General features: G+C 37.6%; 25 protein-coding genes. 24 read left to right on the forward strand and 1 reads right to left on the reverse strand.

What is annotated here, in order from left to right; all coding sequences use genetic code 11:
• Positions 1-10 precede the first annotated feature (10 nt).
• The 10 genes from ACSLUF_RS11350 (at position 11) to ACSLUF_RS11395 (ending at position 8,993) form a co-directional block, all read left to right on the forward strand.
• A complete protein-coding gene (locus ACSLUF_RS11350) occupies positions 11-799 on the forward strand; it encodes a glycosyltransferase family 32 protein (protein WP_435622901.1) in 789 nt (262 codons plus the stop codon).
• Positions 800-1,178: 379 nt separating this feature from the next.
• Entirely contained in the window at positions 1,179-1,559 is a 381-nt protein-coding gene (locus ACSLUF_RS11355) for a DUF1428 domain-containing protein (RefSeq protein WP_435622902.1), read from the forward strand.
• Positions 1,560-1,733: 174 nt separating this feature from the next.
• Positions 1,734-2,498 (forward strand): class I SAM-dependent methyltransferase, encoded by a 765-nt coding sequence (locus ACSLUF_RS11360; RefSeq protein WP_435622903.1) that lies wholly within the window; start codon positions 1,734-1,736, stop codon positions 2,496-2,498.
• A gap of 97 nt (positions 2,499-2,595) precedes the next feature.
• On the forward strand, positions 2,596-3,327 hold the full coding sequence (locus ACSLUF_RS11365; RefSeq protein WP_435622904.1) for an acetolactate decarboxylase: 732 nt from the start codon (positions 2,596-2,598) through the stop codon (positions 3,325-3,327).
• A gap of 93 nt (positions 3,328-3,420) precedes the next feature.
• Positions 3,421-3,780, forward strand: a complete 360-nt coding sequence (locus tag ACSLUF_RS11370; RefSeq protein ID WP_435622905.1) for a nuclear transport factor 2 family protein — start codon at positions 3,421-3,423, stop codon at positions 3,778-3,780.
• A gap of 223 nt (positions 3,781-4,003) precedes the next feature.
• On the forward strand, positions 4,004-5,350 hold the full coding sequence (locus tag ACSLUF_RS11375) for an amidohydrolase family protein (RefSeq protein ID WP_435622906.1): 1,347 nt from the start codon (positions 4,004-4,006) through the stop codon (positions 5,348-5,350).
• Positions 5,351-5,427: 77 nt separating this feature from the next.
• Positions 5,428-6,597 carry a glycoside hydrolase family 26 protein gene (locus ACSLUF_RS11380; RefSeq protein ID WP_435622907.1) on the forward strand — a complete coding sequence of 390 codons (1,170 nt, stop codon included), beginning with the start codon at positions 5,428-5,430 and terminating at the stop codon, positions 6,595-6,597.
• 57 nt (positions 6,598-6,654) lie between these two features.
• The gene (locus ACSLUF_RS11385) at positions 6,655-7,629 is read left to right on the forward strand and encodes a hypothetical protein (RefSeq protein WP_435622908.1); all 975 of its coding nucleotides are present in this window, start codon (positions 6,655-6,657) and stop codon (positions 7,627-7,629) included.
• Positions 7,630-7,835: 206 nt separating this feature from the next.
• The gene (locus tag ACSLUF_RS11390; RefSeq protein WP_435622909.1) at positions 7,836-8,489 is read left to right on the forward strand and encodes a hypothetical protein; all 654 of its coding nucleotides are present in this window, start codon (positions 7,836-7,838) and stop codon (positions 8,487-8,489) included.
• Positions 8,490-8,642: 153 nt separating this feature from the next.
• Positions 8,643-8,993, forward strand: a complete 351-nt coding sequence (locus tag ACSLUF_RS11395; protein WP_435622910.1) for a VOC family protein — start codon at positions 8,643-8,645, stop codon at positions 8,991-8,993.
• 165 nt (positions 8,994-9,158) lie between these two features.
• Here the strand turns inward: ACSLUF_RS11395 and ACSLUF_RS11400 are convergent, their stop codons facing one another.
• A complete protein-coding gene (locus ACSLUF_RS11400) occupies positions 9,159-9,827 on the reverse strand; it encodes a TlpA family protein disulfide reductase (protein WP_435622911.1) in 669 nt (222 codons plus the stop codon).
• A gap of 184 nt (positions 9,828-10,011) precedes the next feature.
• On the opposite strand from ACSLUF_RS11400, the gene ACSLUF_RS11405 reads away from it, so the two are divergent.
• The 14 genes from ACSLUF_RS11405 to ACSLUF_RS11470 all read left to right on the forward strand — a co-directional run bounded on the left by ACSLUF_RS11405 (position 10,012) and on the right by ACSLUF_RS11470 (position 20,186).
• Complete coding sequence (locus tag ACSLUF_RS11405) at positions 10,012-11,049, forward strand: hypothetical protein (protein WP_435622912.1); 1,038 nt, start codon at positions 10,012-10,014, stop codon at positions 11,047-11,049.
• Positions 11,050-11,167: 118 nt separating this feature from the next.
• Entirely contained in the window at positions 11,168-12,004 is an 837-nt protein-coding gene (locus ACSLUF_RS11410; RefSeq protein WP_435622913.1) for an alpha/beta hydrolase family protein, read from the forward strand.
• 126 nt (positions 12,005-12,130) lie between these two features.
• Positions 12,131-12,499, forward strand: coding sequence for a hypothetical protein (locus tag ACSLUF_RS11415; protein WP_435622914.1), 369 nt, complete (start codon positions 12,131-12,133; stop codon positions 12,497-12,499).
• Positions 12,500-12,681: 182 nt separating this feature from the next.
• The gene (locus ACSLUF_RS11420) at positions 12,682-13,176 is read left to right on the forward strand and encodes an ASCH domain-containing protein (RefSeq protein ID WP_435622915.1); all 495 of its coding nucleotides are present in this window, start codon (positions 12,682-12,684) and stop codon (positions 13,174-13,176) included.
• Between the two features lie 135 nt (positions 13,177-13,311).
• Positions 13,312-13,797: a YybH family protein gene (locus tag ACSLUF_RS11425; protein ID WP_435622916.1), complete on the forward strand. Its 486-nt coding sequence runs from the start codon at positions 13,312-13,314 to the stop codon at positions 13,795-13,797.
• A 189-nt stretch (positions 13,798-13,986) separates the two neighbouring features.
• Positions 13,987-14,373 (forward strand): hypothetical protein, encoded by a 387-nt coding sequence (locus ACSLUF_RS11430; protein WP_435622917.1) that lies wholly within the window; start codon positions 13,987-13,989, stop codon positions 14,371-14,373.
• Between the two features lie 115 nt (positions 14,374-14,488).
• A complete protein-coding gene (locus ACSLUF_RS11435; RefSeq protein ID WP_435622918.1) occupies positions 14,489-16,264 on the forward strand; it encodes an arylsulfatase in 1,776 nt (591 codons plus the stop codon).
• 36 nt (positions 16,265-16,300) lie between these two features.
• Positions 16,301-16,762 (forward strand): hypothetical protein, encoded by a 462-nt coding sequence (locus ACSLUF_RS11440; RefSeq protein ID WP_435622919.1) that lies wholly within the window; start codon positions 16,301-16,303, stop codon positions 16,760-16,762.
• 3 nt (positions 16,763-16,765) lie between these two features.
• Complete coding sequence (locus ACSLUF_RS11445; RefSeq protein ID WP_435622920.1) at positions 16,766-17,191, forward strand: hypothetical protein; 426 nt, start codon at positions 16,766-16,768, stop codon at positions 17,189-17,191.
• A gap of 398 nt (positions 17,192-17,589) precedes the next feature.
• Positions 17,590-18,009: a helix-turn-helix domain-containing protein gene (locus ACSLUF_RS11450; RefSeq protein ID WP_435622921.1), complete on the forward strand. Its 420-nt coding sequence runs from the start codon at positions 17,590-17,592 to the stop codon at positions 18,007-18,009.
• 10 nt (positions 18,010-18,019) lie between these two features.
• Entirely contained in the window at positions 18,020-18,415 is a 396-nt protein-coding gene (locus ACSLUF_RS11455) for a VOC family protein (protein ID WP_435622922.1), read from the forward strand.
• Between the two features lie 15 nt (positions 18,416-18,430).
• Positions 18,431-18,967: a VOC family protein gene (locus ACSLUF_RS11460; RefSeq protein ID WP_435622923.1), complete on the forward strand. Its 537-nt coding sequence runs from the start codon at positions 18,431-18,433 to the stop codon at positions 18,965-18,967.
• A gap of 245 nt (positions 18,968-19,212) precedes the next feature.
• Positions 19,213-19,584 carry a DUF2200 domain-containing protein gene (locus tag ACSLUF_RS11465; protein WP_435622924.1) on the forward strand — a complete coding sequence of 124 codons (372 nt, stop codon included), beginning with the start codon at positions 19,213-19,215 and terminating at the stop codon, positions 19,582-19,584.
• 143 nt (positions 19,585-19,727) lie between these two features.
• Positions 19,728-20,186 carry a nuclear transport factor 2 family protein gene (locus ACSLUF_RS11470; protein ID WP_435622925.1) on the forward strand — a complete coding sequence of 153 codons (459 nt, stop codon included), beginning with the start codon at positions 19,728-19,730 and terminating at the stop codon, positions 20,184-20,186.
• Positions 20,187-20,203 lie beyond the last annotated feature (17 nt).

A 20,203-nucleotide genomic window follows, 5' to 3' on the forward strand; every position in this document is an offset into this window, starting at 1 on the left:
TTAGAACTATATGATACCTAAAATAATCCATTATTGCTGGTTGAGTGGCGACGAATATCCAAAGGACATAAAGACCAATATTGCATCTTGGAAGGCTATGCTTCCTGATTATGAATTTATGTTATGGGATACTAACCGTTTCGATATCTCTACAAGTATTTGGGCGCAGCAGGCATTTGAAAATAAAAAATATGCGTTTGCCTCTGACCTTATCCGACTACATGCTGTTTATACCTATGGAGGAATTTATCTGGATATGGATGTAGAGGTAAGAAAAAGTTTTGACGACCTATTAACTTTACCTTATTTTATTGGTACCCAATTTGACAACGTTTTAGAAGCCGCTGTTATTGGTTCTGAAAAAGGATCAAATTGGATTTTAAAATGCATACAATATTATGATGATAGGCCTTTCATAAAAGAAAATGGCAGTTATGACACCAAGGATTTACCAAGAGTTATGAAACTTCAACTCAATGGGATTAAGAACATCATAATAATGCAAAATTCTCAAGTACAACAGGCCCAATTTTTGCTCAAAAGTGAGGATTCCATATATTCATTTCCTTTCGAATATTTCAGCGCCAAAAACTATGAGTCAGGTAAGATTTCTGCAACAAAAGACACGTATACTATTCACCATTTTAATAGTTCTTGGTTGCCATTTTTCTCCAGATTTAGGCGAAAATTAAGAATAATCATTGGTGTTAATCAAACCGAGAAAATAATTTCTTTTTTAAAGTTGAGAAAAGTTCTTAACCTTTTATATGTGCTCGAAAAAAAATGGGAAAGCAAATAATTCCAAATACGCTATAGGCCATAGATAAGTCCTTTTTTACGCAGTTTAAAATACTGAGAGAGTAAATTATTACGGAAATAAAGTATTTTAAACACATACCCCATCCTGACTACTATTTGTCATATTTATGAGAATTCAAACATGGTAGTAATATCTCAAAAATAAATTTGAGGCTAAATTAAACCATTGAAAATAGTTGTTAAATCCAATAGAAAAAATACAAAAGGCTAACAGCGTATATAAAAAATAGCGATTTTGGGGTCTAACCGAAACAGAAAATAAGAGTCAGTTCTTAATCGAAAAGTTAGTTCTTAAAAACCTGCTACTTTTCGTATACAAAACTAGGGTAGCGCATTATATAAATCCAAAAGATAAAAACATGACAAACTACATAGATGGCTTCGTTCTTCCAGTTCCCCGAATTTATTTGAGTGAATACAAAAAAGTGGTTGAAAAAGTAGCCGAAATTTGGAAAGAGTATGGTGCAATTGCCTATTTCGAATTTGTTGGTGATGATTTGACTTTGGAAGGCACAAAATCTTTTATAGCAACCATAGATGCAAAAGAAGACGAGGAAATCGTATTTGGTTGGGTTGTTTTTCCTTCAAAAGAGATACGTGACTTAGCCAATAAAAAAGTTCCCTCAGACCCAAGAATGACAGAATTAGTTGCACCTTTAACGGACTCAACTAAGTTAATATTCGATGCCAGTAGAATGGTTTATGGAGGATTTCAACCACTTGTACAATCGAATGAATAGCTTTGAAATATAAAGGAAAAGAAGGTGCTGCAACACGGTGTATTAGTAATAGCGGTTTAAGTGGCGACAAAGTATTAACATAAGATAAATATCAGTGAAATACTGAAAAGCTAGTGTATAAATCCGCTACTAGGCATACACGAGACGGTTGCGAACAATTAAAATTCAATAAGTATGATAAAGAAACTTATTCCATCATCATTAAAACAGAGAATTAGAATGACGTTATATTCTGGAGATAAATATATCTGCCCGATATGTGGTTTTAAATCAAAGGATTTTTTTCCAACTGGTTTTGATATCCCAGTTATACGTCAAAAAGAAATAATAGGTGCTGGACGTAGAAATGCTGGATGCTATAAATGTGGTTCAAATGATAGGGAAAGATTGATTTACACATATTTATCAGAAAAACTTAATCTTTTCAAGGAATCAAAAGACTTGAAGATTCTCCACTTGGCACCTGAGAAAAACTTATCAAAAGCTCTTTTAAGTTCTGGATTTACCCATTATGTCTGCGGAGATCTATTTACGGAAGGTTACAGCTACCCTGATTATGTTCAAAATATGAATGTTTTGGACATTCCCTATGAAGACAACTACTTTGATGTCATAATATGTAATCATTTGCTTGAACATGTACCCGACGACATTAAAGCAATGAAAGAGTTGTACCGGGTTTTAGCCAGGGGTGGTAAGGCCATATTGCAAGTTCCAATATCAAAGAACTCGGAAGAAACATTTGAGGATTTCTCCATAGCGGATCCTAAAGAAAGAGAAGCTGTTTTTGGACAATTCGACCATGTTAGAATCTATGGGCAAGATTATGTTCAAAGGCTTACCTCAGCAGGATTTACCGTAGAACGAACTAATATATCAGAAGAATTCCCAAAATATGGTTTATTGAATGATGAAGATATTTTTATCGGGCATAAATAACCACATGCAACATTGTATGCGATAATACTCTCTTTACGGTCGCACTTCGGATATACTAACCATTAGCGGTAATTTGTGAAAAGCACTAAAATTATAGATGAACATAAAACACTTAGCATTTGGATTTTTGACAATTGGTCTGATAGGTTGTAATTCCAACCCGAAAGAAAAGAAGAAGGTTGAAATAGAAACCTATCCCGACATAAAAATTGTCGGAGCAATGAAAAATGTAATGAGGAAAGGTGAATTGGGCAGTAGTATTGACCTTGACACAATTTCAGACAAAAATGGACTTTATGGTCTTGGACCTGTAAGCTACTTGAGAGGTGAATTGCTGATTAATAATGGAAAAAGCTACTTGTCAAAAGTTATTTCCGACTCTACAATGACCGTTGAAAAAACATTTGAAACATCAGCACCTTTTTTTGTTTATGGAAACGTCACGGAATGGAACGAAATTGAATTACCACCTTACCTCAAGACAATTCAAGATTTGGAGAAATTAATTGACAACAAAACAACCGAATATAAAAGACCTTTCGCTTTTAAATTAATCGGACAAGTTTCAAGTGCAATTATTCATATCCAGAATTTACCCGAAGGAACAAAAGTAACATCGCCAAAAGAAGCCCATCAAGGACAAACCAATTATGAATTGGAAAATGTAAATGTCGAAGTAATTGGATTTTTCTCAAGGGAACACAAAGGAATTTTTACACATCACGACTCATTTTTGCATATGCACCTGATAACTAAAGACGAAAGTAAAATGGGGCATTTAGACAAAATGGAAATTGGAAAAATGAAATTGTATTTACCAAAAAAATAAAAACTCCCCCGATAAGGGCTATGAGTGATTGCTTTGCTACTATGCACAGCCGAGACCATTGTGATTTATATACCAATAAAGGAACTAAAAGAGATGAGACCAAAGGAAATACTTAAAAATTGGGTGAAAACCTTTAACGAAGGCAATGCCGAAAGAATTGCGGAATTTTATCACGACGACGCCGTTAATCACCAAGTAACGAACGAACCCGTTGTTGGAAAAAAAGCTATCCGAAAAATGTTCGAAGATGAATTTAACCAAGCCGAAATGACTTGTATCGTTGAAAATATTTTTGAGGACAACAATTGGGTGATTTTGGAATGGAAAGACCCTTTAGGCTTGCGTGGTTGCGGATTTTTCGAATTTAAAGACGGGAAAATAAAATTTCAAAGAGGTTATTGGGACAAACTTTCATTTTTAAGACAACATAAGTTGCCCATTCCCACGGAATAAATGTACGAACACACAACAAGGGCTATAAAATATAAGGGGTTTAGTAATAAACCGAAGGCTTCTGGCAGATTGCGGCATTCTTGCTAACTTTAAATCGGTTAGCTATTAACACGGCAGGATTACTACGTTTCGAAATTCTGCGAATTTCAAATCAACAATGTTCCAAGCACGGCGAACGGTGAAACAAATTATATACAAGACCCTTGGTAGTCATTCCATCAAAATGAGAAACGCAACTATTCTTATACTGGTTTTCTGCCTATTTAGCTGTATACCTGATAGGACGGAAAAATATGACTTGGTAGTTTCAAATGTCAACCTTATTGACGGTACCGGAAAAACAATGCAAACCAATATTTCTATTGGTATACAAGATGGGAAAATAGCTGCTATTGACTCATCCACAATAGAAGGTGCGAAAAAAGTAATCGATGGAACTGGAAAGTACCTTATCCCTGGCTTATTTGATTGTCATGTCCACACCAATGATTTTGAAAGCGACTTTCCCAAATATGTACATTATGGAGTAACCTCCATCTTCATTACCGGTGGAAGTTTATGCACAAATGAATACTATGCCGCCATGCGGGACTATGGCAATCAGGATACCATTCCGGCTCCAATAGTCTTTCACACCAGTCAACATTTCACCATGGAGGGCAGACACCCAATGAAGACGTATTTGGGGAAGTGGTTTGACGGAAAATCAGTTTTTCTACTTAAAGACACACTGCAAATAGAATCATTGGTAAAAGAGGTAACCCAGTATCCCATTACTGGAATTAAGCTAACCATTGAAGATGGACCAAACCCACCTTGGGTAGAGCGAATGCCACAGGCATTTATTAATAAAGTTCAGAAAGAGGCAATCAAAAATGACACCGAAGTATTTGCCCATGTAAGTGACAACATCGAACTGGAAATGGCAATGGATGCCGGTATCCAAAACCTAGTTCATTGGACTGGGGTAGACCTTGACTTTGATAGAGATACTTTACTATTAGATAAAATTTATCAGGTAAGACCCTCATTTATCACAACTCTCATGATCGATAAGGGTTTTTTGTATCCCTTATTTCCGGAGTGGGTAGACACCCTGAGAAAGGAAAGCGTGTTTGATGAAACGTATTTGGCAAGAGCTAGTGATCCCGGTTTTATAGCACGGGCAGAAGATTTGATGGTTTTTTGGAAAGAGTATCTTAAAAAAGACAAGATAGAGCTAGAGGATATTGCTGCCTTTCAGGTCGATGACATTAAAGTTTTGTATGAAGATGGAATAACCTTTGCCTTGGGTACGGATACAGGTTTTTTCATTCTTCCCGGTTATAGTCTACACGAAGAAATGCAGATGTTTGAGCTAGGAGGAATGAATCAACTGGATATCATTAAAATGGCCACTTTTAATGCGGCCAAAGTAATGCATGCACAGGATAGCTTAGGTTCAATTGAAAATGGTAAAATTGCCAATATGATATTGCTCAATCGGAATCCACTGGAGAAAATAAGCCATACATTGGCGATTAATACTGTGATTAAGAGAGGAAAGATTCAAAAACGAATTGAAAAATAAACACGGACCCACATAGGCTAAAACCCAGACCAATGGTCATAAGAGCCCTTAGCGATAATTAATGAAAATTAATGAACATGGTAGATGGAATTAAAAAAAAGAATGCTAAAACCAAAGAGGTATTCGGTCGCGAGGGCTTCGAACTATATAGTACGTATCGTATACCATTAACACTGTTAGTTTTGGTTCTTGCCTGGGTTGAATTAAGTGGGCAATCTATCGACAAGAATGCCGCAGATGAGATTGCTAAAGAAATGGTGTCCAAAATACAAACGGAAATAGACCCCGAATTTATTTATACCTATGAAGGTTCGAAGTTCGTTCCTCCGGATGGAAAAACCCTGCTCATTATGGGTCAAACTGTTGAAAGCATAACGGAATATATGGACCATTTTCCGAATCAACCCATACCAGGGGGTTGGTCCGCATATTGGGGAATACCTGATTTTAATGGTATTACGGAGTCTCACAAAAATGAAAGCGGCTCTTCTCAAAACCATCAGATGTTGGTCGATAATTTTCCGAATGCTGTTATTCAAAGTGCCCTGTGGATGGTAGGGAAATGGAATATTGCAAAATTTACGGGCGATGGTGAATACGACCGGGTCGTTAAGAAATACAGTGCTTGGGCCAAGTCAGTAAACCGACCCATCTACCTGAGAATAGGTTACGAATTTGATGGCCCCCACAATGAACTTGAACCAGGGGAATATGTAAGGGCCTATAAGCGCATTGTAGACCTTATACGCAAAAAGGGGGTGGACAATATCGCGTTTGTATGGCATTCCTATGCATCCAAGCCTTTTAAGGACTATAAACTGTCTGCTTGGTATCCCGGGGATGAATATGTAGACTGGGTTGCTATTTCAGTCTTTGGCCATGCATACAATGGCACAGACTTTGGCCCGTATTGCGATGATGTACTTCAATTTGCCAAACAACACAAGAAGCCTGTTATGATTGCTGAGGCTAATCCAATCCATGGTATCGATAGCAAAAGTGTTGAAGTGTGGGATCAGTGGTTTGTAAACTTCTTTACCTTCACCTACCGAAATAATATTAAAGCTATTAGCTTTATAAACGAAGATTGGACGCAGACAAGAATTCCCGGAATTTCAGAATGGAAAGACAGTCGTCTATACAATAACGAACAAGTTTCCCGGGCTTGGTTTGAAGAGACCAATAAAGCGCGCTATTTAAAGCAATCTACAGAACTTTTCAAACAGCTAGGATTTATGAAGAACTAAGCAAATAATTCTTACAGAAAACTATTGGATAATAATAGATATTACTAACAATGGTCTATGGATAAGTGCTTTGCAACCAATCATATCCAAAACCCTGAGCAACAACTTTACGGAAGAACTATGAAATGGACTTTTACATTAATTTTTATTTCCTTAATAGCCGCTAATTCAATAGCTAATCCTCAAGTACCTGATTTCCTTATTTACAATAATGACACTATTCCAATAGACAACTTATTGGTAGAAAAATATCTTCAAACAACAAAAGATGATAAGGAAAGATTATTGAGTTTTAGAAATTCAATTAAAGGCACAGAAGGTACTTTACCAAATTGCTTAAGAGGCTATCAAGCTATTTACAAAATAGAAAATGACAGTTTGTTTGTTAGCTCGATTATCGGCTGTCATGCTTTACATAACAAAATTCAAGTGCGAAAAAACTATATCAAAATGCTATTTAAAGGTAAGGTCAAAAATGAGAAAGTCTTTATCGATTGGTATAGCGGAAATATCAGCTTTCCATCAAAATCCAAAGACAACAAAATGCTGCGTTCGGATAGACCTTTGGAAACCGTGTTTTTGTACGAAACGTTTGTAATAACAAAAAAGGGGGAAATACTTGAAATCATTGATAAACAGAATTATATAGATTTAGAGAGTGGTGTAGATAGGATGGAAAAAGATTCAATTCCCGACATCCTATTTAACCAAATAAAGAATCACAAATGGACTAAACAAGATAAATTCGACTGTGGTGAGGCATATACCGTAGTCATTGGAAAAAAAGGAAAAATTACTGATGTTTTGATGACCAACTATCAAACTGAAGAACAAATTGAAGCGAATTGGGGAAACACTAGTAAAGAATACGATCATTGTGTGAAATCAATTAACAAAGCGCTGTCTAAATTGAGATTTGATATCTTAAAACGCAAAGGAGAACCGATAGAAGAAAAAGTTTATATCGAGATTTGGTTTAATGATAATGGAACTATTGAAAATTGGACCGATCAAAAAACTGGCGCCAACTAGGAATAAATGTAATTTACCAGCGGTGGTTTGCATAACTATGATCACGTTTACGACCCTTGACAAATTCACTCGGAACTGCTAACTCCAGTGCTCAACCGAAAATTAACGAATATCGAATTGTGACTAACGGCAATTCGAAGTCATAAAGTAAATATGGGATAATTTCTACATTGTAAATATTTAAATCCTATTTAGAACCTAAAGAAATGAAAAGAGTCTTGCTCGCGGGAGCTACCGGAATGGTTGGCGAACTTATTCTAAAGGAGTGCTTATATTCCAGTACAGTGGAGAAAGTAAATTCCCTTGTGCGTCGTAGCAGTAATATGGACCATCCGAAACTACATGAAACTGTAATTGACGATTTTTCAAATTATGCTGCCCATCAAGTGCTATTTCAGAATATAGATGCAGCCTTTTTCTGCGTGGGGGTTTATACGGGTCAAGTTCCCAAGGAAGAATTCAAAACAATTACCGTGGACTATGCTGTTTCTTTTGCCCAAGCATTAAAAGATAACAGCCCGAATGCAAATTTCTGTTTATTGAGTGGTGCAGGTGCTGATAGGACGGAGAAGAGCAGAACTGCCTTCGCGAAATTCAAGGGGATGGCCGAGAACAAAATCTCGCAATTACAAATCAAGTTCTATTCATTTAGACCCGGGTATATTTATCCTGTTACTCCTCGAAAAGAACCTAATTTCATGTATCGAATGAGCCGTGCACTATATCCAATCATTAAACTTTTAGGTAAAAATGCAAGCATACAATCTACCGAATTAGCCTACGCCATGTTCAAAGTTGGAATGAATGGTGGTGAAAAAGAAATCCTCGAGAATAAGGACATTCTTGAAATTGTGAATTGAGGGACCAAATTCTATCCTGCGGTACTTGTCTCCCATCCCGTTTATTTCGCAATTTGCGTATCGCGCTTTTAGCATTAACCCAATCTCTTTTTGTTATCTTAGTCTTGATAGCGCTTGGCTTGCGCGCAAGACGTTCGGTCTAACTTGGAAAATATGAAGAGAACGGTAGTACATTTTGAAATAGGTTGCAGTGATATTGATAAAACCTCTGCCTTTTATAAAGCTGTCTTTGATTGGAATTTGACACGACATGGAAATTCCGCAATAATCAACACAGGCAAAGAAGATGCATTGAGTGGGCACATCAATAAATTGGGACCTAGTGACCCTCAAAATTATGTTACCGTATATATTGAAACCGATTCTCTTTTATCTGATTTAAAGGCAATAGAATCAAATGGAGGGGAGATTTTTGTAAATCCCATAAAACTACCTGATGGAAGAGAGTTTGCATGGTTTAGGGATGTAGCAGGTAACCTAATGGGCCTAATTACGCCAAAATAATCACTACCTGCACTGCAAAAACTAATGCCAACCACTACAAGTAATAAGGACGATAAACATCAACTTACTCCTTGAATAACAGCTTTTCATTCAATTACCGCGAGTATGATTTTTAGCTGCTTTATGATTCAATAAAAAATACTATTCGATAGAAATTGGAAAAAATCAGTTTTCAAGATATTCGCTAATCTTTGATTCAAAAAAAGCAAAATCGTATCCTCCAGTAAAATAGTCAACAACAATACCTTCTTTATTTATTAGAAATGTCATAGGTCTTTCTGACTGTATATCTGCCCAATTGAACTCCTTTGAATAGGCCGCGGTAGCCGTAAACGGTTTTTTGCCCGAAAATTTTAATAATCTTTCCTTTTCTTCATCCGATAAAGCAATTACTACAAGTCCTTTATCCTGATATTTACTTTGTAACCTATTGAGTTCTGGCATTTCCTTTATACAGGGTGCACACCATGTGGCCCAATAATTCAATAACACCACTTTGCCTTTGAATTCATTTATGTTCTTTCGGGAATCATCATTCAATACATAAAATTCAAATGGTGGGGCAGGTTTGTTATGAAGTGCTTCCAATCCATCCAAAACGAATGAAACCCGCGGTTTCATCGTCGTTACTTTCGAAAAGGCCAAACCACTGACTAGTATTAGGAGGATTAAAGCAGCGGTCATTGTATAACCAAAAAACCCTTTGGGTAAAAAGTATTTATTGTTTTTTACCAATAGATACAGGAGGAATGTGGATGCAAGAATAATAGATACGGTTATCAATTGTCCCCATTCAACAATTATTTTAGCATTGTTCCCAATAAAATCTTCCATCACCGATTGAGTTGTCCCCTTTACGACGAATGGAAGTATGAATTGTTACACGAGTTGTAGAATCGGAAACCCTGCTGGAATATTCAATACAATGAAATCACCGCCAGGAACGTTTTCAATATTGGTAACAAACACTATAATGCATAGACTTCACCAACTTCTCCCTTGCTTCTTTATTATATTATTGAATTGTAGTAAAGACAATATGGTATCCGAACCTATTGAGCAAAGGAATTTTAGAATGGGCTTTACCACTTGGAGTTTTGGACCCAATCTGCAAGATGTGGATATCACCTATGCTTTTATAGCGGATAATACGGATATCTACACCGAACATATTGACAACAAGATTCCATGGAACGCCTGGATGAACGATTTGACGTTACCTACTGAATTTACCAATGAAATTACAGGGAGGGTAAATAGAAAGATAAATGACAAACAATTGTTGCTTTCGGTTAGTTTATTGAATTCAAATAGGGAAGAACTTGCTGAGGATTTTGATGGTACGGTTCCCACCTATTCAAATCTGAATGATGTAGGGATTGAGGATGCCTACTTTAAACATATTGACTATTTGGTTAGCCAGTTTGAACCGGATTATTTGGTTATTGCCATTGAAGTAAATGAGTTACTGATACGAGCTGAAGATAAATGGGATTCATATCGACTATTGATTCAGAATGTCAAATCCAGGATTAAACAATTGTATCCGGATTTACCTATCTCCGAATCCATCTCCTTGCATAATTTGTACGAAGCCGATGTTTCAAACCCAACAGAATACATGGAAGAAATGATAGCACATATGAACCAAATGGAGTTTGTGGCCATTAGTTTTTACCCTTTTTTCAAAAACTTGAGTACGAAAAACGAGTTCCAAGGTGCTTTTGGTTTTTTACATGACAACATAACCAAACCTATCGCTTTTGTAGAAACAAGTCATATTGCAGAAGACTTAATCGTTTCCAACCTAAATCTATCCATTGGTGGAACCGAAATCGAACAAAACATCTATTTGGAAACCTTACTGGAAAATGCCCAAGAACAGAATTACGAATTTGTAATTTGGTGGGCACACCGGGATTATGATGCACTTTGGGAAGTATTTCCTATGGAACTAAGGGATATTGGGCAGTTATGGCGAGATTCGGGCTTACTGGATGAAAATGGCAATGAAAGAGTATCAAAAACGACTTGGGATACTTACTTAAACCAATAATCATGGTGCACAGGTAAGATAAACGCTAGCGAGCTACAGTCATAATTACCAACGCAGCCGAAATGAATCCGACTCTGCGTCCTATTGTAGCAAGACCAATTTTGGTTATTGAAAGAAAATGAAAGAAGTTGAAATAATATCTGATTCTGGGACCTTATCAGCCACATTGTTTGAAAACAATTCAAGCGAAACAGTGGTTATTATCGCCTCAGCGACAGGTGTAAAACAAGAGTTCTACCAGAAGTTCGCCCAACATATTGCCAATAAGGGTGTCATGGTTATCACTTTTGACTACTTCGGCATTGGCCGTTCATTAAAAAAACCCATAAAAGAGGTAAAAAACAATGCGGCAGATTGGGGAAGAAATGATTTGGAGAGCGTGCTGCATTATACCCTTACTAATTATCCAGAATCAAAAAAAGTTGTTCTTGGGCATAGTATAGGAGGTCAATTGATAGGGCTTGCAGAATCATCACAAAAGTTGGATAAAATAGTTCTGGTTGCCGCCCAATCTGGATATTGGAAATACTGGAAGGGAATAGGAAAAATAAAAATGTGGTTCAATTGGCACGTTCTTTTTCCCCTACTGCTTAACACCTTCGGATATTTAAATTCCAAGAAAATAAGCGGAATGGAAAACCTTCCAAAACATGTGGCAAACCAATGGCGAAATTGGGGCAAGAACAAGGATTACATTCTTAGCGACCCATCCATCAAGCAAACCTATTATGATAAAATTGAGATAGATATTACTGCATTTAGCATTGAAGATGACGATTTTGCCCCCATAGAATCAGTCAAATGGATGACAGGTCAATATAAAAATGCCAATACGAAATCCATACTTCTGAAACCAGTCGATTTCAACACCAAAAAAATTGGACATTTTGGTGTGTTCAAGGAAAAGTTCAAGGATACAATTTGGTTGCAGATTTTGAATGAAATACAATCGTAAACCCATAAGAGGACTCTAGTTTCCAGGCCTTTGGGCTTTCACTTTACAAATCCATTGTATTCTGTGTCCTCAGGCAACCCTTTGGAAGTTAGTTTCGTCTTTTCCTTTAGATACATACCATGGGAAATGACAAAATCAAAAACCTCCAAGCTACTCACTATAATCGGCTCTTCCCTACTCATCATAATGGGCCTTTTTCATGGGAGTGGCATTAACTACGTAAACGCTCTTATGCAACAATCCAATGCTGAGCCTTTGATAGTGGAAATTTTTCCTGTGCTGTTCGCACACCCGTCCATTCAACTTTTCGGTTTGGCTGGTTTAGGAATTTTGACGCTTTTCATGAAACACGAAATTGGAAAAATACTATTTTTCATTTCCATTATGGTTTGTATCGATGCCTTATTGGCTTTCTTTTTAGGTGCCGCAATCCCTGGAGTTTTGTTGCTCGTGTCTTCTTTTGTTTTTGGATTGGCTGGCATCAAAAAATCATAATGAAGTCAACCCAATACTATTCACAATTCACGGTATAAGGCACCAACTAAGTGGAACTTTGATTACATTTAAATCAATAAATTGAAAGCCCCATGAAACATCTTACACTCCTTCTATTTTTAGTTTTTGTAGCTTGTAAAAATGAGACAAAACCCCAAGGAATCTCAGAATCAGGGGACACTATGAAAATTGAACGGGGGACCGAATCGAAGATGCACAAATCCCCCACTGAAATTTGGCAAAACTATATCAAATCCCATCCTGAATTCAAAGATGAGACCCTTCCAGAATCCGATTTTTTCCATAACAACCGAGAAGATGCCAATCGACTTGCAGACTTAACTGTGCATGGAAAAAAGCAAGCTTCTTCCGGACTGTATAAGCTTTACCAACAGTATGGGGTGGATTTACCAAGCATAGGAACAAAACAAATTGTCACGGATTTCGATGGAAATGCCCAAGCCATCATAGAAAATGTAAGTGTTGATACCATTCCATTCAACAAAATTTCCGAAGAATATGCCAAACTGGATATGGGAACAAATATTGAACCTCTTAAAAAATGGAAAAAAGCCCACTGGGACTTTTTCGAGAGTTTTCTAAAGGAAAGTGGCGAGCAACCAAACGAAGAAATGCTTATTGTATGTGTTCGGTTTAAAAAAGTATGGCCGGAATAATAGCGTTGGCATCATTAGTATTGTTATTGTTTATTGTTGCTTAATCGTTAACTTTAAAGCAACTAAGTTTCCCTCCATTCTGCAACGAAATGCGCAAAAGCTTCGCTTGCACTCTAACCTTTAAACTGATAAAAGATGAAAAACCACCAACTCATTGTGTTAGGACTAACTTTTTTAGTCCTAAATGCCTGCAAAGAAACCCCGATAGACCAAGAAGCTGAGGCTGAAAACCTTATGGAACTTTCCAAAGCATGGGCCGAATCAGTGAAGACCAGAAATGTAGATGAGATGATATCCTATTGGGCGGATGATGCTATTTTAATGTCACCAAATGAAGCAGCAGTAGTTGGGATTGACTCCCTTCGGGCCATGGTTGAACGCTCTATGAAAATCCCAGGCTTCGATATCAGTTGGAAACCACAAGAAGCCTATGTTTCAAAAGGTGGTGACCTTGGATACGTAATCATTAAGAACTATATGACCATGCCTATTGACACCCTTGGCAATACACGGACCATTTACAATAAGGGCGTGGAGATTTGGAAAAAACAGACTGATGGCTCTTGGAAAAATGTTGTTGATATCAGTAACGCTGACCCTTCGATTACTTCGATTGACTAAAACCTGAATATCCTAGTGGTCCATTATTCACTACACTAGTTTGTTTGACATTTAAATATTAGGAGAGTAGTTTAGCATCCTGTTAACACAACCTTCCTTGTTTTTTGACGTCTAGAAGAAAAATCAAAAAACATGATCAATACAAACAAACTTTTTTTATCTGTCCTAACTCTTTTTTTATCCCTTGGGATGACATCCTGCAACAATGACGATGATACCAATGATGATATGAATGCGCAATGTGAGGGTACCGTCTGTACAGCCATATTTATTCGAATCAATGTGTCAGTAACCGACATGAACCAAAATCCGGTGGCCTTGGATTCTTTTACGGTCACTGATTTAGGGAGTGGAAACGATATGACCATTGCACTTTCGGCCCAAGAGCTTGCCGAGGCACAGCAAACCGGACTGTATCCTTTGACCCAAGATGGTGTCCTAGACTTGAATGAGGCAAGGAGAATACAATTTAGAGGGTTTGTCAATGACGAAGAAGTGGTAAGCGGTGATTATACCGTTAGCACAGACTGCTGCCACGTTGGTCTGGATTCTGGTGATTTGGAGCTTAGTTTTTAAGCTCTTTTCCCAGCACCTCAAGGTTAATTCATTTTTGGTTTGATACAGAGGCTATAATTGATTGGGGCTTTCTTGCTAACTTTAGGGCTATTAACCAATAATTCGGCAAGATTCCGTGCGGATTATTTTTGTTGAAAATATCCAAAGCAAAATCGTAGCCGAGACCGTTACATCCTTAACCATGCAAAACCACGGTCACCTAACCTTTATACTGCTAGCGTTCCTGCTTCTTTCTTCCAGCTGCAAAGAAAAGCAGTTGCCTGCTCCTCAAACCAGACCGAACATCGTCTTGATTGTCGCTGATGATTTGGGTTTTACCGATTTAGGCTGTTTTGGGGGCGAAATAAGCACGCCCAACCTTGATAGGTTGGCTTTCCAAGGCTTGCGCAGTACCTCGTTTCACACAGCTCCAACTTGTTCTCCAACTCGAGCTATGTTATTGACCGGTGTTGACAATCATCGAAACGGCTACGGCACCATGGAAGGTGATTGGGCGGAGAATCAGAAAGGAGTTCGTGGCTATGAAGGGCATTTAAACTTTGATGTGGTTACTTTTCCAAAGCTCTTACAAATAAATGGTTATCATACCTCCATCGCTGGAAAATGGCATCAGGCCTATCCCGCCGATGATGAAAGATTATGGCCCGATAAACGTGGGTTTGACCGTTCCTTTAGCATTCTTCAAGGTGGTGCGGGCCATTTTGAGGATATGCAACCCATGTTTTCCTTCTATAAAAAATCACTTTATGTTGAAGATGGCAAGGAATTAGATTCTCTGCCGAGAGACTTCTATTCCTCTGATTTTTATACACAGAAGGCAATGGAATACATTTCGGAGAGCGTAGAAGAAAACAAACCTTTTTTCTCCTACATTGCCTATACCGCACCACACTGGCCGCTACAGGTGCCAAACGAATATATTGACCTATACCAAGGCCGCTATGATGAAGGATATGAAGTCCTTGCCGAAGAACGAATAGAACAAGGCAAGAAATTGGGTATTATCCCTGAAAACACACCCATCTCTGAGCTTACTCCCAACGTCATGCCTTGGCAGGAACTCAATGCCAATGAAAAAGCAAAAGCTTCCCGAACCATGGAAATTTATGCTGCAATGGTTGAAAGGCTTGATGCCAACGTAGGTAAAATCATGGAACACCTCAAATCCCTGAATCAAGAGGAAAATACCCTGATTATTTTTATGTCAGACAATGGCGCAGAGGGAAACAATATCAACAACATTGTGGATACTCGCCAATGGGTTGCGGAAAATTTCGACAACAGTATGGAGAATATGGGTCGGCAAAACTCTTATATTTTCACAGGCCCTTCATGGGCGCAAGTGAGTTCCACACCATTCAAATGGTATAAAGGTTTTTCCACTGAAGGAGGAGTCAGGACCCCTTTTATCCTTTCTTTTCCAAAATGGAGCTCAAACGCAGGAAGAATTAGCAATGAGTTTATTTCAGTGCAGGATTTGGCGCCTACCGTATTGGATATTGCTGGGATTCAACATCCGGATACCCTTTTTAATGGCCGGAAAATCTATCCGATGGATGGGATATCCTTAAAGGATTGGTTGGCCGGAAAGCGGAAATACGCCCACAAAAGGGATACCGCCCACTGTTGGGAATTGTATGGAAGAAGGGCCGTATTGAAAGGCGACTGGAAAGCGGAATTTTACGATAAACCTTATGGAAAGGGTGAATGGGAATTGTACAATCTCAAGCAAGACCCGGCTCAACTAATTGATTTGGCCTTAACCCAAACCGCTAAACTTGTAGAGCTTAAAGCTGATTGGGATGAATATGCCAAACGCTATAACTTGACCCTTCCCAACCAAAAAGTAGGTTATGGCGAAGATGAAATTTGGCGAAAAGAAACAAATTAATAACCTTGTCAGCATTAACCTCAGGACTAATCAACTATGAGATACCTTTTTGTTATCCTTTTTCTCTTGATTTCAACAAACCTGCAATCCCAGATTTTCGAAAAGAATCTGAAATTGGAAAATCAGTATTTCAATTACAATCAAGACGTTTTGTTTGTAATTAAAAAGATGCGGGAAGAAAAGCGAGGTGGTTTTGGTTACTCTCCTTTGCGTGGTTACACCTCATATGTTATGTATCTTTTATTTCAAAATAGGTCAAAAGACTCCATATACGAGGTTGATCTTAAAAAAATCCATCTTGCCAACCCCAGAACAAAGAAAAAATTCGATTTGAAATGGTACAATGTAGCCGGCGTTGGCAGTAAAACCAAATCAACTTTTAGAATAAAACCAGGAAAAAAAAGGACTTTTATCTTGTTTTATATGTATGAAAAGAACGAAGATATTTTTTTCCTTATCGATGAAAAGCTTAGTAAAATTAAACTGCTGGATAATTGAACGATGAAAAAGAAGATGTTTCAATATTTTTTGGTCTTTGCACTGTTTTCTTCTTGTGTACCCAAAATCCGTTTACTGCAAACCCCACTTTCCGAAGGTCAATTGAAAATTATACCATTAAGCTATACAAAAACAAATTATGTAACCCCTTTTGGAAAAGAATTGATAACCCTAGACGTTGTTTTTCTAAATTATTCTGACGAGAGTTTTTCGTTCGATGCTGATGAGTTATATCTATTTGATACCAAAGACCAGGAATATCGAGTAGAGTTCATTTCAGGAATTAGGCATGATGATAATGGAAAAATAATTTGGACTATTAAGGGGAAAGCTAAGCATGAAAAGAGGGTAAAATTTATAACCGATGAAAATGTGGAGCTTGCTGGCTTACGATTAGGGTCAAACAAAATAAAGTTGTTGTCCATGTAGGGTATAATCGTTAGCAAATACAGACTGCAAGCTAGACTCCTTGTAATCCTACAAGGTTAGAAACGGAGAAAAAGTCATTTCAGAAAACATCGAGCTTGAGATGGTGGGCAACGAAATCGTATATTCTCCAACCGTTTTTAATCAGAATAATGGAAAAGCAATACCATTTAAATTGAGGTTAGCAAAAAATAGCTTATTTTCCTTTCAGAATTCCAATCATGATTTTCCAAAGAAAATCCAGTATCAGATATTAAGCGATAACGAAATATACATTTCGGTTTTGGGAGAAAATGACGAAGGTTTTTCATATAAACTGATAAAGCAAACCGATTAAAAGGTCATTACCCTTTTCGTTCGCTGCTGGTCTTAAAAAAAAGCTTGCAATGCCTACGTAAATTATGACGTTCTACGAATCACAAATAAGTCACATCAAAAAAGTTTGCTATTCCAATGACAAGCAAATTGAAACAGTGATTGCCACCCGTAATTTTATCGATCACAACTTCGAAAAGGACCTGAAATTAGATTTATTATCCCATTTGTTGTTTACCTCAAAATACCACTTGCAAAGGCTTTTCAAAAGATACTATGGACTAACCCCAAGGCAGTATCTAATTGATAAGCGAATCGAGAGGTCAAAAGAATACTTGGTGAAGGGAATGTCGGTCACAGAGACGTGTTTTGCCGTTGGATTTGAAAGTTTGGGTTCGTTCAGCACCTTGTTTAAAACCAAAACGGGAATGTCTCCCAGTAGATTTCAAAATGAGCAACTTTCGAGAAGTAAATTAGGTGAGGAGTTCAGAGATTTGGGAAAATAATACACCAAATATGAAAGTAACACTAATTAGTATTCCTGTTAGAGACCAAGAAAAAGCATTAAGATTTTATACCGACATACTAGGATTTCTGATTAAAAAAGATGCCCCATTGGAAGGCGGTAATCGTTGGCTGACCCTGGTTTCAAAGGATTGGCAGGACGGGCCAGAACTTCTACTGGAACCCGCCCCAAACCATTTTGAACCTTGCAAGGTTTTTCAAGAAGCGTTGATGGAAGCTGGAATTCCTTGGACTCAATTTGATGTTGATAGTGTTGATTCAGAGTATGAAAGACTAACTAAGCTCGATGTGGAATTCAGTGTAAAACCGACCACAATGGGTACCGTGAAATTTGCAGTTTTCAATGACACTTGTGGGAATAACATCCAAATTGTGGAAACCCTTTAAAAACACCCTTGGAAAATGAACAGAATTTTTTACCTGTTTATCGTACTATTCCTACTTCAAAGTTGTAACAATAAGGCAACTACGGAAGAATTAAATGCTTTACAGACTGAGCTTGATAGCCTGAAAAAACAACATGCGGCAGCTTTAAGTTACAAAAAGGAACAAATCGCAACATTTCTGACGTTTCAAGAAAATAATGCGGAAGAGGCCATGAACTTCTACATCAATTTATTTGAGAATTCAAAAGTTATTGATATTCAGAGATATGGGAATGAAGGGCCTGCAAAAGAGGGAACGATATTCGTGGCAACCTTTGAGCTTAATGGGAGCAGGTTTATGTGCAGTGACAGCTACATAAAACACGAATGGGATTTTACGCCTGGGGTATCCATTTGGGTTGATTGTAAATCAGAAGAGGAAATCAACACCTTGTTTACAAACCTGTCTGCAAACGGACAGGTTCTTATGCCTATGGATAACTATGGATTCAGCACAAAATTTGCTTTTATTGAAGACCGTTTTGGGGTGTCTTGGCAGCTAAATTTAGAGTAATTACAAATTCTTAGAAAAGACTTTTCTGCACATAAAGAATCGGTACGTTTTGAGTTGGCCATAGCGGAATACATAAAACCTCAGAATTCTGCAATTCCATTTACCGATTGGGTAGGTTCCAACTTTGTAAAGGGAATATTTCATATCTTAAACCTAGTTAAAAAGTAATTTCCCGTAATACCTAGTCTGTCTAAGGCCGCACTAGGTGGCAATTTGAACACATACCAACCCGTAAATAAATAAGAATGGCAACAACCCCTGAACACGATGCTCGTGTAGCCAAGTTGATATTTGGCTCTATTTATCCCCATTATGTAAGCAAAGTGGAGAAAAAAGGTAGGACCAAAGAAGAACTCCATCATGTGCTGACTTGGTTAACCGGTTATGATGAACAAAAGCTTCAAGAATTGATTGACGAAAAAGTGACCATTGAAACCTTCTTTGCCAATGCTACCTTACATCCCAATGCCCATTTAATAAAAGGGGTTATCTGTGGGTATCGCATAGAAGAAATTGAAACTCCGCTGACCCGACAAGCGAGGTATATGGACAAGTTGATTGATGAATTGGCGAAAGGTCGTAAAATGGAAAAAATCCTAAGAGTGGAAAAGAGCTAAGATTAGGTTAAAAACTTTCCGGGAGCGTTAAAATTCTATCAAAAAGCAAAACCTTCCTTGCTAAAAATGCTACTTTCCATGTGTATTTGAAAATATTGGTAAACTGCCAATAGTCATACAATAACACCTAAGAACGGACAACCATGAAACATTGCTTTCTCCTTTCTGCTTTTGCATTTTTTTTTCTCTTTTTCACTTACTCGGTTCAGGGACAATCTAGACAGGATACGTTGGCTATTACCCAAGTTGCTCTGGATTATATAGAATCCCAGCATAATGTAAAACCAGAGCAATTTGAACGAGCTGCACACCCCAGAATGGTCAAACGCACCTTTTGGACGAATAAGCAAACGGGAAAAGAATATCTGCGGGAAACCTTTACAGATGCCATGATTCTTCTTGCGGAAACCTATAATCTAGATGGTAAGCAATTTCCAGAAAACCCTAAAAAAGAAGTTATCATTTTGGATATTTTTGACCGAACCGCCTCGGTTAAGCTAATAGCCGATGATTGGATTGATTACATGCATATTGTAAAATTGAATGGCACTTGGCAGCTTGTAAATGTCTTATGGCAATTCAATGATTCCTCAAGTCATTAATTTACATCCTATAAAAA

Source organism: Flagellimonas sp. (genome assembly GCF_965601775.1).
Lineage (GTDB): Bacteria > Bacteroidota > Bacteroidia > Flavobacteriales > Flavobacteriaceae > Flagellimonas.

Bases quoted from the DNA above. Each gene is read 5' to 3' on its own strand.
- ACSLUF_RS11355 (WP_435622902.1), top strand. From the start codon at position 1,179: ATGACAAACTACATAGATGGCTTCGTTCTTCCAGTTCCCCGAATTTAT.
- ACSLUF_RS11425 (WP_435622916.1), top strand. From the start codon at position 13,312: ATGAAAAACCACCAACTCATTGTGTTAGGACTAACTTTTTTAGTCCTA.
- ACSLUF_RS11465 (WP_435622924.1), top strand. From the start codon at position 19,213: ATGGCAACAACCCCTGAACACGATGCTCGTGTAGCCAAGTTGATATTT.
- ACSLUF_RS11385 (WP_435622908.1), top strand. From the start codon at position 6,655: ATGGATAAGTGCTTTGCAACCAATCATATCCAAAACCCTGAGCAACAA.
- ACSLUF_RS11395 (WP_435622910.1), top strand. From the start codon at position 8,643: ATGAAGAGAACGGTAGTACATTTTGAAATAGGTTGCAGTGATATTGAT.
- ACSLUF_RS11380 (WP_435622907.1), top strand. From the start codon at position 5,428: ATGGTAGATGGAATTAAAAAAAAGAATGCTAAAACCAAAGAGGTATTC.
- ACSLUF_RS11445 (WP_435622920.1), top strand. From the start codon at position 16,766: ATGAAAAAGAAGATGTTTCAATATTTTTTGGTCTTTGCACTGTTTTCT.
- ACSLUF_RS11370 (WP_435622905.1), top strand. From the start codon at position 3,421: ATGAGACCAAAGGAAATACTTAAAAATTGGGTGAAAACCTTTAACGAA.
- ACSLUF_RS11440 (WP_435622919.1), top strand. From the start codon at position 16,301: ATGAGATACCTTTTTGTTATCCTTTTTCTCTTGATTTCAACAAACCTG.
- ACSLUF_RS11400 (WP_435622911.1), bottom strand. From the start codon at position 9,827: ATGGAAGATTTTATTGGGAACAATGCTAAAATAATTGTTGAATGGGGA.
- ACSLUF_RS11360 (WP_435622903.1), top strand. From the start codon at position 1,734: ATGATAAAGAAACTTATTCCATCATCATTAAAACAGAGAATTAGAATG.
- ACSLUF_RS11430 (WP_435622917.1), top strand. From the start codon at position 13,987: ATGACATCCTGCAACAATGACGATGATACCAATGATGATATGAATGCG.
- ACSLUF_RS11365 (WP_435622904.1), top strand. From the start codon at position 2,596: ATGAACATAAAACACTTAGCATTTGGATTTTTGACAATTGGTCTGATA.
- ACSLUF_RS11455 (WP_435622922.1), top strand. From the start codon at position 18,020: ATGAAAGTAACACTAATTAGTATTCCTGTTAGAGACCAAGAAAAAGCA.
- ACSLUF_RS11460 (WP_435622923.1), top strand. From the start codon at position 18,431: ATGAACAGAATTTTTTACCTGTTTATCGTACTATTCCTACTTCAAAGT.
- ACSLUF_RS11410 (WP_435622913.1), top strand. From the start codon at position 11,168: ATGAAAGAAGTTGAAATAATATCTGATTCTGGGACCTTATCAGCCACA.
- ACSLUF_RS11415 (WP_435622914.1), top strand. From the start codon at position 12,131: ATGACAAAATCAAAAACCTCCAAGCTACTCACTATAATCGGCTCTTCC.
- ACSLUF_RS11450 (WP_435622921.1), top strand. From the start codon at position 17,590: ATGACGTTCTACGAATCACAAATAAGTCACATCAAAAAAGTTTGCTAT.
- ACSLUF_RS11350 (WP_435622901.1), top strand. From the start codon at position 11: ATGATACCTAAAATAATCCATTATTGCTGGTTGAGTGGCGACGAATAT.
- ACSLUF_RS11470 (WP_435622925.1), top strand. From the start codon at position 19,728: ATGAAACATTGCTTTCTCCTTTCTGCTTTTGCATTTTTTTTTCTCTTT.
- ACSLUF_RS11375 (WP_435622906.1), top strand. From the start codon at position 4,004: ATGAGAAACGCAACTATTCTTATACTGGTTTTCTGCCTATTTAGCTGT.
- ACSLUF_RS11420 (WP_435622915.1), top strand. From the start codon at position 12,682: ATGAAAATTGAACGGGGGACCGAATCGAAGATGCACAAATCCCCCACT.
- ACSLUF_RS11390 (WP_435622909.1), top strand. From the start codon at position 7,836: ATGAAAAGAGTCTTGCTCGCGGGAGCTACCGGAATGGTTGGCGAACTT.